13 protein-coding genes are annotated in these 14,387 nt (G+C 45.6%); 4 read left to right on the top strand and 9 right to left on the bottom strand.

Features of this window, described 5'->3' with window-relative positions; translation table 11 throughout:
• Positions 1 to 59: 59 nt before the first annotated feature.
• Positions 60 to 2,183: a fatty acid oxidation complex subunit alpha FadJ gene (gene fadJ, locus CDZ87_RS08365; protein WP_100753135.1), complete on the bottom strand. Its 2,124-nt coding sequence runs from the start codon at positions 2,181 to 2,183 to the stop codon at positions 60 to 62.
• On the bottom strand, positions 2,183 to 3,490 hold the full coding sequence (gene fadI, locus CDZ87_RS08360; protein ID WP_038176994.1) for an acetyl-CoA C-acyltransferase FadI: 1,308 nt from the start codon (positions 3,488 to 3,490) through the stop codon (positions 2,183 to 2,185). The genes fadJ and fadI overlap by 1 nt, the downstream gene beginning before the upstream one ends.
• A gap of 630 nt (positions 3,491 to 4,120) precedes the next feature.
• On the opposite strand from fadI, the gene CDZ87_RS08350 reads away from it, so the two are divergent.
• The 4 genes from CDZ87_RS08350 to CDZ87_RS08335 all read left to right on the top strand — a co-directional run bounded on the left by CDZ87_RS08350 (position 4,121) and on the right by CDZ87_RS08335 (position 8,588).
• Complete coding sequence (locus CDZ87_RS08350; protein WP_100753205.1) at positions 4,121 to 4,699, top strand: sigma-70 family RNA polymerase sigma factor; 579 nt, start codon at positions 4,121 to 4,123, stop codon at positions 4,697 to 4,699.
• Positions 4,692 to 5,426, top strand: a complete 735-nt coding sequence (locus tag CDZ87_RS08345; RefSeq protein ID WP_100753133.1) for a DUF3379 domain-containing protein — start codon at positions 4,692 to 4,694, stop codon at positions 5,424 to 5,426. Before CDZ87_RS08350 ends, CDZ87_RS08345 begins: the two co-directional genes overlap by 8 nt.
• A gap of 266 nt (positions 5,427 to 5,692) precedes the next feature.
• The gene (locus tag CDZ87_RS08340) at positions 5,693 to 6,997 is read left to right on the top strand and encodes an outer membrane protein transport protein (protein WP_100753132.1); all 1,305 of its coding nucleotides are present in this window, start codon (positions 5,693 to 5,695) and stop codon (positions 6,995 to 6,997) included.
• Between the two features lie 319 nt (positions 6,998 to 7,316).
• Positions 7,317 to 8,588, top strand: coding sequence for an outer membrane protein transport protein (locus CDZ87_RS08335; RefSeq protein WP_100753131.1), 1,272 nt, complete (start codon positions 7,317 to 7,319; stop codon positions 8,586 to 8,588).
• Between the two features lie 77 nt (positions 8,589 to 8,665).
• Here CDZ87_RS08335 and CDZ87_RS08330 read toward each other — a convergent pair whose 3' ends face one another.
• The 7 genes from CDZ87_RS08330 to ccmD form a co-directional block, all read right to left on the bottom strand.
• Entirely contained in the window at positions 8,666 to 9,424 is a 759-nt protein-coding gene (locus CDZ87_RS08330; protein WP_100753130.1) for an MlaA family lipoprotein, read from the bottom strand.
• A gap of 67 nt (positions 9,425 to 9,491) precedes the next feature.
• A complete protein-coding gene (gene ccmI / locus CDZ87_RS08325) occupies positions 9,492 to 10,709 on the bottom strand; it encodes a c-type cytochrome biogenesis protein CcmI (protein WP_100753129.1) in 1,218 nt (405 codons plus the stop codon).
• Positions 10,709 to 11,191, bottom strand: a complete 483-nt coding sequence (locus CDZ87_RS08320; protein ID WP_100753128.1) for a cytochrome c-type biogenesis protein — start codon at positions 11,189 to 11,191, stop codon at positions 10,709 to 10,711. The genes ccmI and CDZ87_RS08320 overlap by 1 nt, the downstream gene beginning before the upstream one ends.
• The gene (locus CDZ87_RS08315; protein WP_100753127.1) at positions 11,188 to 11,742 is read right to left on the bottom strand and encodes a DsbE family thiol:disulfide interchange protein; all 555 of its coding nucleotides are present in this window, start codon (positions 11,740 to 11,742) and stop codon (positions 11,188 to 11,190) included. The genes CDZ87_RS08320 and CDZ87_RS08315 overlap by 4 nt, the downstream gene beginning before the upstream one ends.
• Positions 11,742 to 13,700: a heme lyase CcmF/NrfE family subunit gene (locus CDZ87_RS08310; protein WP_100753126.1), complete on the bottom strand. Its 1,959-nt coding sequence runs from the start codon at positions 13,698 to 13,700 to the stop codon at positions 11,742 to 11,744. The genes CDZ87_RS08315 and CDZ87_RS08310 overlap by 1 nt, the downstream gene beginning before the upstream one ends.
• Positions 13,697 to 14,182 (bottom strand): cytochrome c maturation protein CcmE, encoded by a 486-nt coding sequence (ccmE, locus tag CDZ87_RS08305; RefSeq protein ID WP_100753125.1) that lies wholly within the window; start codon positions 14,180 to 14,182, stop codon positions 13,697 to 13,699. Before ccmE ends, CDZ87_RS08310 begins: the two co-directional genes overlap by 4 nt.
• Positions 14,179 to 14,385, bottom strand: a complete 207-nt coding sequence (gene ccmD / locus CDZ87_RS08300) for a heme exporter protein CcmD (protein ID WP_100753124.1) — start codon at positions 14,383 to 14,385, stop codon at positions 14,179 to 14,181. The genes ccmE and ccmD overlap by 4 nt, the downstream gene beginning before the upstream one ends.
• Positions 14,386 to 14,387 lie beyond the last annotated feature (2 nt).

The raw sequence follows: 14,387 nt of genomic DNA, 5'->3' as shown, positions 1-14,387 counted from the left end.
AATAACTCTCATCAACAAAAAAGGCGAACCGATTGGCTCGCCTTTGTCTTTAATTGTGATTATGAATAAAAGCGTGCATCAACCCCAGCTCGAGTTAACAAGCCATCACAAGGGGCAAAACGATCACCGTACTTCTGTGCATGCTCGTTCATGATTTCAACAAGTTTCTTGATGCCTATCTGATCCATATACCGGAACGGACCACCTAAGAACGGCGGAAAACCAATACCGAATATAGCACCGATGTCGCCATCACGTGGACTACGGATAATTCCTTCATCAAGACAACGAACCGCTTCATTGAGCATTGGTAATACGCAGCGCATAGCGATCTCTTTCTCTGCCATCTTTGACTCAGGCTGCAAGCCTAGCAGTTTGTAAATCGACTTATCGACCTCTTTCTTCTTGCCTTTATAGCTATAAAAGCCTTTGCCGCTCTTACGTCCTTTACGACCATCATTAAGCAGCTTGTCGAAAACATCTGGCCCTTGGAATCGTTCACCAAGCTCCGCCACCAAGATAGGCATAATTTTAGCACCAATATCAACACCCACTTCGTCGAGTAGCGTTATCGGTCCAACAGGGAAACCGAAGTTGAGCAGCGCAGTATCGAGTTGCTCAATGGGCTCACCAGTCATCAACACTTGAGCGGCTTCATTCATGTAAGGCGCCAGAATGCGGTTAACATAAAAACCTGCACAATCTTTGACCACAATCGGCGTTTTGCCTTGCTTACGCGCAAACTCAACCACGGTTGAAATGGTTTCATCAGAGGTGCCTTGATGAGGAATGACTTCGACCAATGGCATCTTTTCTACTGGGCTGAAGTAGTGTAAACCGACCACATTTTCAGGACGCTGTGCTTGCTCAGCAATCTGATGAATTGGCAGTGACGACGTATTCGTCGCAAAAATGGTCGTTGGCTTGGCATTTTGCTCAACATCGGCCACCATCTGCTGTTTAAGCGCCAAATCTTCAAATACCGCTTCAATCACCATATCGGTATGATTAAACGTCGTAAAATCAGTCCCTCCCGATAATTGCATCATTTTATTTTGCAACTGCACTTTTGAGATAATGCGGCGTTTTCTTTGTTTCTCAAACAACTTGAAGTTGTACTTGAGCGCGTTTAAAACACCATCATTGGACACATCTTTAATGCGTACCGGTACTTTGGCTTTGGCTACGCTGACATGGCTTATCCCTGCCCCCATTAAACCACCACCGAGTACGGCCGCACGCGCAATGGTTCTTGGCTCAGCATCACTGCCGTTGTCTTTCTTCATTTCAGTCGTCGCAAAGAAAATGGATCGCAGCGCTTTTGATTCTGGCGTCATCACTAGCTCACCGAAACGCTCTGCTTCTTTCTGCAGACCTTTCTCGAACCCTTTTTCAAGACCAAAACGAATCACATCTAAAATCGCGTCTGCTGCTGGGTAATTACCTCGCGTTTTTTGTCGCGTTTTCTTCGCCGCTTGCTCAAAAATTACTTTGCGTCCGAGCCCAGTATTAGCCATCAACTTCTCTTTAGTTGAGGCCTTAGGCTTGGCTTTGTTCTTACGTGCATTTTTCTCGACAAAGCTTTTCGCAACATCAAGTAGCACAGTCTGAGGAACAACGGCATCCGCTACGCCCAACTTTTTGGCTTTCTTCGCGCGCAATTGTTTACCGGTCAGAATCATATCTAGCGATGGCAATAAACCAATCAGGCGAGGTAAACGCTGAGTCCCACCCGAGCCTGGCAGCAAACCAAGCTGAACTTCTGGCAGACCAAGGCGCGTGTTGTCGGAGTCGGTACATACTCGGAAATCACAGGCTAACGCCAACTCTAAGCCGCCGCCTAAACACGGTCCATGAATCGCTGCAACCACCGGGTAAGGCAAGTCTGCCAGCTTCTGGAACATTTGCTGGCCTTTTTCTGCCAATGCTTGCGCTTCTTTGGCACTGGTACACGCATCAAGCATGCGAACATCTGCACCAGCAATAAAGTTGTCAGGCTTTAACGAATGAACGATCAACCCTTTAAGCGCAGATTTTTGCTCTGCTAACTGAGCAAAAATAGCTTCCATTTCATCGGCAAATGCCGCTTGCAAAGTGTTCATTTTCTCGCCAGGCACATCAATAGACAGCCATGCAATCTGTTGTTCATCAATCGATAATTTAAATGCTGTTTGCTCGCTCATTACTCAACCTCCAATACCATTGCTGCACCTAGACCACCTGCTGCACATGCGGTATTTAATCCCAAACCGCCGCCTCTGCGCTTAAGCTCTCTTAAGGTCTGGGTGATCATACGTGCGCCAGTGGCTGCAAATGGGTGACCATAAGCAATCGACCCCCCTAGCACGTTAAATTTATCCATGTCGATTTCACCAATTGCTTTCGAACGACCCAGTTTTTCTTGAGCAAACTTATCGCTAGCAAACATTTTTACATTCGACAGAGCCTGCGCCGCAAACGCCTCATGCATGTCAATAAGCGTCAGATCAGACAGGGTAATGCCTGCTCTATCAAGTGCCATTGGAGTTGCATAAGAAGGCCCCATCAACATATCGCTTTCAACGCCGATCGCCGAAAAAGCGTATGAGCGGATATAGCCCATAATTTCAAGACCAAGCTCTTTTGCCTTACCTTCACGCATTAACATGATCGCGGCAGCACCATCAGTCAGTGGCGTACTGTTGGCCGCGGTGACACTACCGTATTGGCGATCAAACGCTGGACGCAACTTGGCGTAACCCTCAATGGTGGAATCTTCACGTACGTTATTGTCTTTCGCAATCCACTTTTTATAAGGTTCAGGGAAAGCGGTCATCACCTCCCCTTCGATCTTACCTTGACTCCACGCTTGGGCCGCTAAGGTGTGAGAGCGGTGGGCCAACTCATCTTGGGCTTGGCGAGTAATGCCATGGGACTTCGCCATTTGCTCGGCGGTTTGCCCCATTGATAAACCAGTTGAATACTCAGCAACAGCGGGTGGAACCGGCATTAAGTCTTTTAATGACAGTGTTTTTAAAATACTGAGTTTTTGGCCGATAGTTTTGGTCTTACTGAGCGCCAAAAGGTTTGCAGCAAGCTTTTTCGTCACCCCAATCGGTAACACAGAAGAAGAGTCGGCACCGCCAGCGATTCCGATATCGATGGTGCCCGACATAATGCTTTCAGCAACATTGACCGCAGATTGAAAACTGGTCGCACAAGCACGAGTGACACTGTACGCATCGGTGTGAATGTGCATACCGGTACCTAAAACAATTTCTCGTGCAATGTTTGGCGCTTCTGGCATTTGTACCACCTGACCAAACACCACTTGCTCGATCAATTTCGGGTCAATGTCTGTGCGAGCAAGCATGTCACTCACCACCATTTTGCCAAGGTCCACGGCTGGCACTTGGCTGAATTCTGTACTTTGACGCGCAAACGGTGTACGCAAACCAGCGACAATCGCGATGCGTTCTCCTGAGCGAGTTTTCACTTCCTGCTTGCCCATTGTTGCTCCTTAATATTTAGAGGTCTGACCACGCCATTGTAACGAGAATGTTAATTCAATCAAACGCTCGTTTAAATAAACGTGACTTATGGCAGATTACCATTGCTTTCACTCCCCTCGCGACTTATCGAGAAGGAAAATAACAATAAAAGCGTCGAATTTTTCAGTGGATGCTTACTAGTTTTCGGTGGGTACTGACTAGCTTACTACTTACTAATAGAGGGGCAAAAAAAAACCACACAAAACTGTGTGGTCGGAATATATAAAGCAATTAACTAACGCCAATTGAAATAATCAGTTTCCTGATTAGGAGAAAGTAAAGTCAGCCTTCAAAAGGAAGTGTCATCTTGCTCAACTCGCCAGTGAAAACACTGACTAGATGACAGGTGTTACTATAACCGTTAGAGTTTGTTAGATTTTGAAGTAGATCAATTTTAAGTGGATTTATGCGTTGCGACTGATGATTAAATTGTGCGGCGCTTTTTTCAAGCACTGAAAGCTTGAAGCGAATGTCATTGAGCGCAGTCAAACTTAGGTGATCCGCATCCTACTAGGGCGCACTGTAAATGGTAACTAAAATATTCAATCAATAGAAGTGACGGATCCATGATCAATAGAAGTGACGGATCCATGAGGGGAAACCAAGTGTCTATTATAAATTTTTTTGGAAAGAAAAAGTCCCCCGACCCGGTCAACTCGGATATGGACAGACAAAGAAAATACGAAGCGCTTGTAAGAGCCTATCACAGAGACTTGTTTCGCTACGCTTACTGGCTATGTAAAGACCAAAGCGTTGCTGAAGATCTGGTGCAAGAGACCTGCCTTAGAGCATGGAAATCTCTCGATAGTTTGCAAGATGAAAAGGCCGCCAAATCTTGGCTAATTACCATTTTGCGTCGCGAGAATGCGAGACGCTTTGAACGTAAACAGTTCGATTTGGTCGATATTGACGATCACGGCAATGATGCCAAGGTCTCCGACGACCCACATCATCAAACCGAATGGATTCAAGCCCAGATCATGAAGTTAGAACAAGAGTATCGCGAACCGCTGTTTCTTCAAGTGGTCGGCGGCTTTAGTGGTGAAGAGATCGGCGCGATCTTGGATCTCAATAAAAATACGGTGATGACTCGCTTATTCAGAGCCAGGAATCAACTCAAAGAGATGTTAGATACAGATAGCCAACAGAGAGGGCAGCAAAATGGATGAGTTAGAATTCCGTCGACGCATTATGTCCGATCCAAAATGTCGCGACCAACACATCACCGCGGCCATTAAAGCCAACGACAAAAACAGTCAGTTTGCAGACGAAATTTGCGAACTCGACAAAAAAATTGCCAAAGCGATGACGGTCGATGTTCCTGACGGTTTAGCTGATCGAATTTTGTTTAATCAAACCTCGTCAATAAAAGACGATGATAAGGTGGTAAGAGCAAATTTTGCGCGCAAAGCGATGGCGATGGCAGCATCGGTTGCTTTTGTCGCAGGCTTATTCGTTGGTCAACTCAACTGGAGCAATGTCGTTATCGCCCCCGCACAAGCCAGCTTGGTCAACACTGCGATTAAACATGTGGTCGATGAGCAGCCTTTTGTCGATAAACTCGATGAACAAGTGCCCTCTGCGCAGATAAACGCCAAGATGGTTCCGTTCAAGCATCAGCTTGCAGAAAATTTCCCTTATCACGTTTATTACTTGAACCATTGTGGCTTTGGCCAATCGAACGCCTTACATATGGTATTTCAAGGTGAAAAAGGCAAAGTCACCTTGTTTCTCACTGGTATCGCAACAGATAAAACGGTCGACTTTAATGAGCAGGGAATGTCAGGGGTGGTGGAACCGATGGGCAACAACAGTCTGATCTTGGTCGGTGAAGAGGGCGAAAATGTCGCTATCATCGCTCAAAACCTATCAACGATCATCAAAGCCTCAAATTAACAAATGCGTAACATTTTGTGATCAAGGTCATGGCTTGGAAACTCTGTCCAAGCCATTTTTTTAGCATAAAATTAGAGTCAACACTCTAAAAAGGCCATTTTTGCAACACTTTCCTGCCAGATAGCCATCATTTCCATAATTTTACCCTCCAAGTTGGCAATGGTCGGATTTCTATATTCTATACTTGGGTCTAGTATCAGCCACCACTGAGCTTTTGCTCAAATAATATCGCCCATCAGAGGCGAAAGAAGAAGGAAAAAGCAAAAATGAACAAGACGCGTCTGTTTAAAAAAACACTTTTAGCAGTAACCATTACATCCGCTACTCTCGCTTCGCAGCACGCTCTCGCTGCCGGCTTCCAACTTAACTCTCAGTCAGCCACTGGCCTTGGCCGAGCTTTTGCTGGTGATGCGGTTATCGCGGATAACGCATCAGTAATGTCACGTAATGCTGCAGCGATGTCGCTATTTGACCGAACAGAAATGTCACTAGGTTTCAACATTATCGACTCAGATGTTGACGTTAAAGATGTCACGCACGTTCGACCAGTACTTGCTGGCGGAACTAAAACCGATGTCGAAAATACCCAGAATGACGCTACCTCTTTCGTGCCTAACCTGTATGTCCTTCACCCAGTTAATGAAAAGTTTGCTGTTGGTTTAGGAGTTTACTCAAACTACGCTACTACTAACGAATTTGATGGAGCCTGGGGACAAGGTACAGGTGCAATCTTGCCTGGTCCAACAGCAATACCTGGCGCTGACGCTTTCGGTGGTACGACTAACCTGAGCACCATGAATCTTCTACTTGCGGCTTCTTATCGCCTAAACGAGCAATGGAGCTTTGGTGGTGGACTTGACGTCATTTATGGTCAGGGTGAACTGAAGCGTAAAACTAACTTCCAAGGTTCCCCTGCACCAGAGCAAGAGCTGCTCGACATTGACGCTGACGGATTTGGTTTCGGCTTTAACCTAGGTACCGTGTTCGAACTCAACGAAAACAACCGTTTCGGGTTAAGCTATCACTACAGCCCAGAGATTAAAGCAAGCGGTACAGCTAAGAAGTACAATTCGTCGACAAGAGCACTAGAAGATATTGGTAAAGTAAAAATTGCCCTACCATCAAGAGCCGAGTTTTCAGGTTACCATCGTATCGAAGATACTAAGTTTGCCGTTCACTACAGTATCCAATACATTAGCTGGAGTGACTTTGAAGAGCTAGGTTCTACAAGTGGCACGCAGGTTAAAGAGTACAAATGGAAAGATACATACCACTATTCAATCGGTGGTACCTACTACATCGATCAGAACTGGGAAGCACGTGTTGGCTACATGTTTGACCAAGGTGTACAAGATAATTTAACCTCAGTATCCGTTCCTGACTCGGACCGTCAATGGTTCTCTGCAGGTGCGACTTACCACCTAAATAACGACCAATCGATTGATCTAGGCTTTACTTATCTGACTAGCAAAGAAAAGAAGGTCAATGATGATTTGAGTGGTGTATCATTAGAAGCTAAGACACAAGCGACGGCTATCCTATTCGGCGCTCAATATACGCACAAGTTCTAAGCTTAGCGAACAAACTAACGATTAAAAGGTCAGCCTCTGCTGACCTTTTTGCTTTCTAAATCTCTGCCTTACCAACACATTTAACAAAGCCATCACTCTATTCGAGCTTACAACTGTACTCGCAACGGTTTATATACCGCACAAGTGTACGCTCAAAAAAACACACACTTCTTTAACATCCAGTTTATTAAACCAATAAACAAGTTATTTTCTATATATAATTTCAAATACAGGCGATATCGTGTTTTTTATTTTTAAAGTAATAACTCTAAGCCTATGATCGCTCGACCGATATAAAATCAATTCAGCGAACATTATAATGAAAAGCAATAAAACACTTCTCTCTATCGCAGTGGCTTGCGGTTTAATCACTACGTCAGCATCTGTTAATGCCGCTGGCTTCCAACTGGCAGAATATTCAGCAACCGGCCTTGGCCGCGCATACGCAGGCGAAGCAGCCATGGCTGATAATGCCAGTGCACAGTGGCGCAACCCAGCGATGTTGACGTATTTGGAAGGTACTCAGATTTCAGTGGGTGGTATTTATGTCAATCCGAATGTCGATGTAAATGGAACTAGTACTTATTCCGGTAATAAAATTGCTGCGAATTCTAGCGACTTTGCTCATGATGCCGTTATTCCTAATTTCTATGTATCGCATAAGTACAATGATAAGTTTGCCCTAGGTTTCGCTCTGGGTACCAACTATGGTATGGAAACTAATCTCGGTAACAACTTTGCAGGCGCTAACCACGGCAATGAAGCAAGTGTTTACTCTGTTGAAGCAAACCTAAATGCAGCATATCAGTTAACTGATACTCTGAGTATTGGTGCAGGCTTGCGCTACATAGAGGCAGACGGCAGTTTCGGTGCTATTGCGTCACCACAAAGCGCAGGACTTCCAGCAGGTACTCCTCTGAAGTATATGGAAGGGGAAGATTCTGCATGGGCGTGGCAAGCGGGTGTCGCTTGGCAGCTAAACGAATCAAATAGAATTGGTTTCATATACAAATCTGAAGTAGACCTAACGTTAGAAGGTTATGCAAACGGCTATGGCTTCAATCCAGCGAATCCTAAAGCTCATAAAGCGGGTTCAATGAGCCTTGTTCTTCCTGCTACAGCTGAATTCGCAGCCTTCCACCAAGTTAACGACGCTTTAGCTATTCACACTAGCATCAACTGGACTGATTGGAGCAGCTTTGAAAAGCTTGTTGCAGATTTTCCTGGTGAAGCATCCAACACGATTAAACACGAAAACTGGGATGACAACTTCCGTTACGCTGTTGGTGCTACTTACCAAATGGACTCTAAGCTAACTCTACGCACTGGAATTGCGTACGATGAATCAGCAGTGAGCGAAGAAAACCGCACAGCAACCATCCCTGAGACTGACCGTCTATGGCTGAGTCTAGGTGCTGGTTACCAATGGTCAGAGCAACTTAGCTTAGACGCTGGTTTCACCTATATCTTTGCTAAAGATGCACGTATGCATGAAACTGACGTTGCAGCAAACCTTGCTGGTGGTAGCTTCGAAGGTGAAGTAACAGGTAACGTTTGGCTTATCGGTGTCCAAGCCAACTACACTTTCTAACAACGATTGGTTAAATGATAAAGGCTTGGTGGAGACCAAGCCTTTATTTTATTCGTGGCTAAACAAGCGATTCCAATTTAGAAATCATCTAAATACTCATCTAAATACGCTTCTTGTTCGGCATCGTAATTGTCTGTTTGAATTTCTGCTTTAAAGTCTTTGTGCTGAATATAGATATCGCGTGTTAAGAGATATGGATCTGGTGAGTTTTCTAACATCGACTCTTGATTAGCAATAGCGGCGCGAGTCTCCATACCTTCGAATGCCCACTTGCTCAAGCTTGCCCAAAAGTTCAGTAGCGATAATGGCACATAAGCACTGTCTACTAAGTCTGCCGTTTCGCGTACTGTCCACGGGCCATAACCAGGCACCATCACATACGGACCATTTCCAACACCATAGTGCCCTATTGCATCGCTGAATGCTTTTTCATTATGATCAGTGATGCCAGCCTCAGAGGCGATATCAATTAAACCACCTAAGCCAAGAGTGGTGTTAAGCCAAAAACGATTGAAATGGTCTAGCGCCTTTTCACCATTACCCATCAGTAGATTGTTTACTATGCTAGCAGGCTCATCTAAATTGCCAAAAAAGTTACTGATCCCAGTACGGATGGGGACGGGTATATAATTAACGTACGCCAGAGAGACGGGCCGAACAAAATATGGGTCAAGATAATCGTAGTTGAGTGTCCACATCGAACGATTAAAGCTTTCGATAGGGTCATATACCTGCGGTTCATTAAACCCTTCTTGCTCGGTAGGTGTCGTTGCACACCCAGCCACCACTAACATTGAGCACAGTAATATCCAGCGCTGCAGTTTCATACTTTTCATTATTATAATATCCATTAAAAAAGGCCGATGTTTCCACCAGCCTTCGTCATTCTATAACCAGTAGTTATCAATACTGGTTATCAATCACCACGTCAACGGGTTCGCCCATTCTAACGGCTTCGCTCTCACCAAACCAGTCCCCTTGTTTGGTTGCAACGTTACCATCACTATCTATACGGACACGAACCAATAGTGAATCAAGTGATGATAGCTTACGATCTGCTAGCATACTACTGCCATCATCGAGCACAACGGTACGTGGGAATGTGCCAACAGGGTATCGCGCAGCAGCAACAGGCATAGGTGAACCATCAGCTGAGTGAATAGAGACAATCAGTGCTGCATTGCTGTCGACAGGGACTTGATCGCCCAGAGAAATCGTCACCGAAACAGATTTACCTTCTCCAATTTGCTGACCCATTTGCTTTTGCGCATTTTCTATACTGCGGGAAAGCATCTCGTATCGGCTGTCTTGGGCACCAATCATCTGCTGCATAATGCTCCAATAGCGCACGGCGGCAGAGTAATCTTTGCGTTCATAAGCATCAAAGGCTAACAAAGAGAACACTCTCAAGTCGACATAATCTTGTTGAACAAGCTTACCTAGTAGGCTGCGAGCTTTGTCTTGGTCAACGTCGTCTTGTGATAACATCAAAGCTTGCGCGTAACCCAACATCACATCGGTATCGTCTGCTTCAATATTATAGGCCTTTTTCATCGCGCCAATTGCCGTATCAACATCGCGGTTAGCTAAAGCAATACGACCAAGCAACAACCAACCCGTGGAATCGTCCGGTTGATAATGCAAGCGAGTACGAAGCGCAAGCGTCAGATCTTGCATTTCATCATCGCTAAGTGCAGTACCTTGTGGCGACATTAGTTTCTTCGACAACGCAGGTAAGTTGGCGTTTACTTGTTGCCACTGCACCACTTCATCAGACGCGCCAAATTTAAAGTATAGGCCATAAGACAGACCAACCACTAATAGCGCAGAGGGAACAATAATCGACCAAGATGAGGTGTTGTTTTCTACTTCGCTCGACGTATCGCCCGGGATGTCATCAAGCAACGATTGCTTCAAATCATCAATAAGTTCTTGCTGATTTCCCACTAAGCCTTCGTTACTTTCTTCTGCGAGCTCTTCGAGACGATCTTTATACAATGCTTTATTCAATTCATCTCGAAGCTGCGCGTCGTTGTTCGACTTCTGCTTGATAAACGGCAGTGCAATCACCACCACACTGATTGCGACAAGAATGATTGAAGCGATCCAAAATAGTGCCATTACTGCTTATCTCCATCATTCTTTTCATCAAGTAGCGCTTTGAGTCGCGCTTCTTTTTCTTCATCCCATTGCTGTTGACTTTTACTTGACTGCACACGCGCCTTACGGCTACGAATAACAATAAAGCCAAAACCAAACAGAACAACGGCACCTGGCCCCAACCATAAAATTGACGTTGCAATAGTGAATGGCGGGTTATAAGTCACGAAGTTACCATAGCGAGCGATCATGTAGTCAATGATGTCTTGCTTTGACTGACCCTCTTTGGTCATTTGATATACTTTATGACGTAAATCAACCGCCAGTTCTGCGTTAGAATCAGCAATGGTGTTGTTTTGACATTTTGGACAACGCAGGGTACTGCCGAGTTCTTTGAACTGCTGCTCTTGCTCTAAGCTATCAAACTCATACACTTCAATCGCCGCATGAGCAGATAACACCAACATCAAGCTTGCCGCGAGTGTAAGTAACCACTTTCTCATTGGTTCGCCTCCACGAGTAAGGCCTCATACATTGGCTTAAGCTTTGCGCCCCAATTATTTGGGTTGACGTCGCCAACATGACGATAACGAATAACGCCATTAGCATCGATCAAGAAAGTTTCAGGCGCACCATACACGCCCAAATCAAGACCAAGCATGCCGTTGCCATCAAACAAGCTAATTAAATAGGGATTACCTAAGTCGTTTAACCAGCCAACCGCTTTTTCGCGATCGTCTTTATAGTTCATGCCGATGATTTTGACCCCTTGTTGAGCCAATTCATTTAAGTATTGGTGCTCAGCATAACAAGTTGGGCACCAAGTCGCCCACACGTTAAGCAGCAAAGGTTCGCCCTTAAAAATAGCCTGATCGTAAAGCTTACCGGGTTCGGCTAAATCTTCGAGTCGGAAATCTGGCACTTTTTTCCCTACCAGAACCGATTCTAATTTAGTTGGGTCATCACCATGTTGGTTTTTGATAAGTTGAGTGGCAAATACCGCCACTAAACCGAAAAACATCACCAGAGGAATAAACAAAAGTTTCTTATTCATTATGCCTCCTCCAACTGAGTCTTCTTTCTAAAACGATAACGTTTATCACTAATAGCTAGAGCGCCGCCCAACGACATCAGTAAGGCACCAGCCCAGATCCAACGGACAAACGGTTTGTAATAGATACGCACGGCCCACGATTTATTATCATCAAGGCGCTCACCCATCGCGATGTAAAGATCGCGAGTCACGCCTCTATCTATCGCCGCTTCGGTCATCATTGAACGCGCTGTGGTGTAGAAACGCTTTTCTGCATGTAAAGTGTTGACGTAACGGCCGTCTAACGTGACTTCAAAGTCAGCAATATAGCCGTCATAGTTCGGACCATCTTTATCACGAACCCCTGAGAAGAAAAAGTCATAGCCTTGAATTTCAAACGTCTCACCAGGCGCCAAACGTACATCACGCTCAATGCTGTAATTTTGCACCATCGCAATACCAATCACACTCACCGCAAGACCAACATGGCCTAACATCATTGCCCAGTGACTGCGTTGAAGCTTTTTCACCCCTTCAATGAAATTGTGTCGGTGAGTGGCTCGTTGATGCAGTTCAAAACCGTGCATAGTCAAAATCCACAGCGCCATCACCCAACCTAGGTACGCCATAAATTGGAAGTAGTCTGAGAACAGGTGAACAAATACCGCCGCAAAAACGAGCGAAACAACCCCTGACACAGCCATTGGTTTGATTAAACTGGAAAGCTGATCGCGTTTCCAACGAATCAATGGACCGATACCAAGCAAGAAAGCAAACGGGATCATCAACCAAGCAAATAGCATGTCAAAGAAAGGGGCACCAATTGATACCGAGCCTAAACCAAGCTGTTTATGAACCAGTGGTAATAATGTACCAACCAGAACCACCACCAACGCAGCAATTAATAATACGTTATTGGCCAACAACACATTTTCACGCGAAACAAGCTCGAAGTTACCGCGCACACGCACTGCCGCCCCTTTAACCGCGAACAATAGCAGCGAGCCACCAATAACAAACACTAGGAAACCAAGGATAAACATACCGCGTGCAGGATCAGATGCGAACGCATGCACCGAAACCAAAATGCCTGAGCGCACTAAGAAGGTACCTAACAAGCTCAATGAAAAGGCCGAAATCGCCAGTAATACCGTCCACGCTTTGAACGTGCCGCGTTTCTCTGTTACGGCCAGTGAGTGCATTAATGCGGTACCAGCCAACCATGGCATAAATGATGCATTTTCAACTGGATCCCAGAACCACCAACCGCCCCAGCCAAGCTCATAGTAAGCCCACCAAGACCCCAACGCGATGCCGAGTGTCAGGAATAGCCACGCGGCGGTTGTCCATGGACGAGACCAGCGCGCCCAAGCCGTGTCGAGTCTTCCCGTCATCAGTGACGCGATTGCAAACGAGAACGCCACCGAGAATCCGACATAACCCATGTACAACATTGGCGGATGAATAATCAAACCTGGGTCTTGTAATAGTGGATTCAAATCTTGACCGTCTACTGGAAAAAAGGGCAGCGTACGCAAAAATGGGTTCGATGTAAGAATAATAAATAACAAGAAACCGACGTTGATCATGCCCATCACAGCAAGCACACGCGCAACCGATTCTTGCGGCATGCCACGGCTAAACGACGCAACCGCGACCGTCCAACCTGCTTGTATCAGCACCCAAAGCAGTAGCGACCCTTCGTGTGCCCCCCAAACGGCCGTTAAACGGTAGTACCAAGGCAACTGACTATTAGAGTTACTCGCGACATAATTGACGGTGAAGTCATTGGTGTAAAACGCCCACAGTAGCACCATAAATGACAGCGCAAGCAGAAGGAACATCCCCCACGATAGAGGCCTGGCGCTATTCATTAGTAGTGTGTTATTTTGCGATGCTCCGACTAATGGCAAAATGCTGAGTAGCACGGCCAGAGCCAAAGAGATGATCATCGCAAAATGACCGATTTCCACAATCATTGGTCGCTTCCTTGTATCTGTGTGTCTGAGTACTGAAGTGGCTCATGCGTTTTTTTCATCGCTTCTGCAATTTCTGAAGGCATATACTCTTCATCGTGTTTAGCAAGCACTTCAAATGCTTCAACCGTTGTCGCATCTTTTAAAACGCCCTGAGCGACGATCCCCTGGCCCTCACGGAACAGATCAGGAAGAATGCCGTCATAGACGATAGTGACTGTTGGCCCTACATCACGTAGTTCGAATGAAACACGCAGTGATTCAGAATCACGTTTAACGGAACCTACCGTAACCATGCCGCCAATACGTAGTCGTTGACCGACTTCAGGCTTTGTCCCATCAGGTTTACCGTTGACCAGTTCGGTTGGCGTGTAAAATAAGTCCATATTTTGATTAAGCGCATAAAGCATTAAACCAATCGTGGCACTGATACCAATAAAGATCGCCAGAACAATACCGAGTCTCTTTTTACGTCTTGGGTTCATAACGTATTCTCCAATTTTTTTGCAGCATCAATACGCGCTTGCCTATCAACCTTAGCTTGAACTTCATTGAGTAAGCGGCGCCCACGGCTTACGCTTACCCATAGTAAAATCAACAACGCGCCAAATGTAATACCAAATGCGCTCCAGACATAGCCGGCGTAGCCGCCCATCGCAAAAAAATCACTCAAAGATTCAAAATACATCG

The organism is Vibrio salilacus, from assembly GCF_002811245.1.
GTDB lineage: Bacteria > Pseudomonadota > Gammaproteobacteria > Enterobacterales > Vibrionaceae > Vibrio > Vibrio salilacus.
This window is presented reverse-complemented; position numbering and strand designations above follow the sequence as displayed.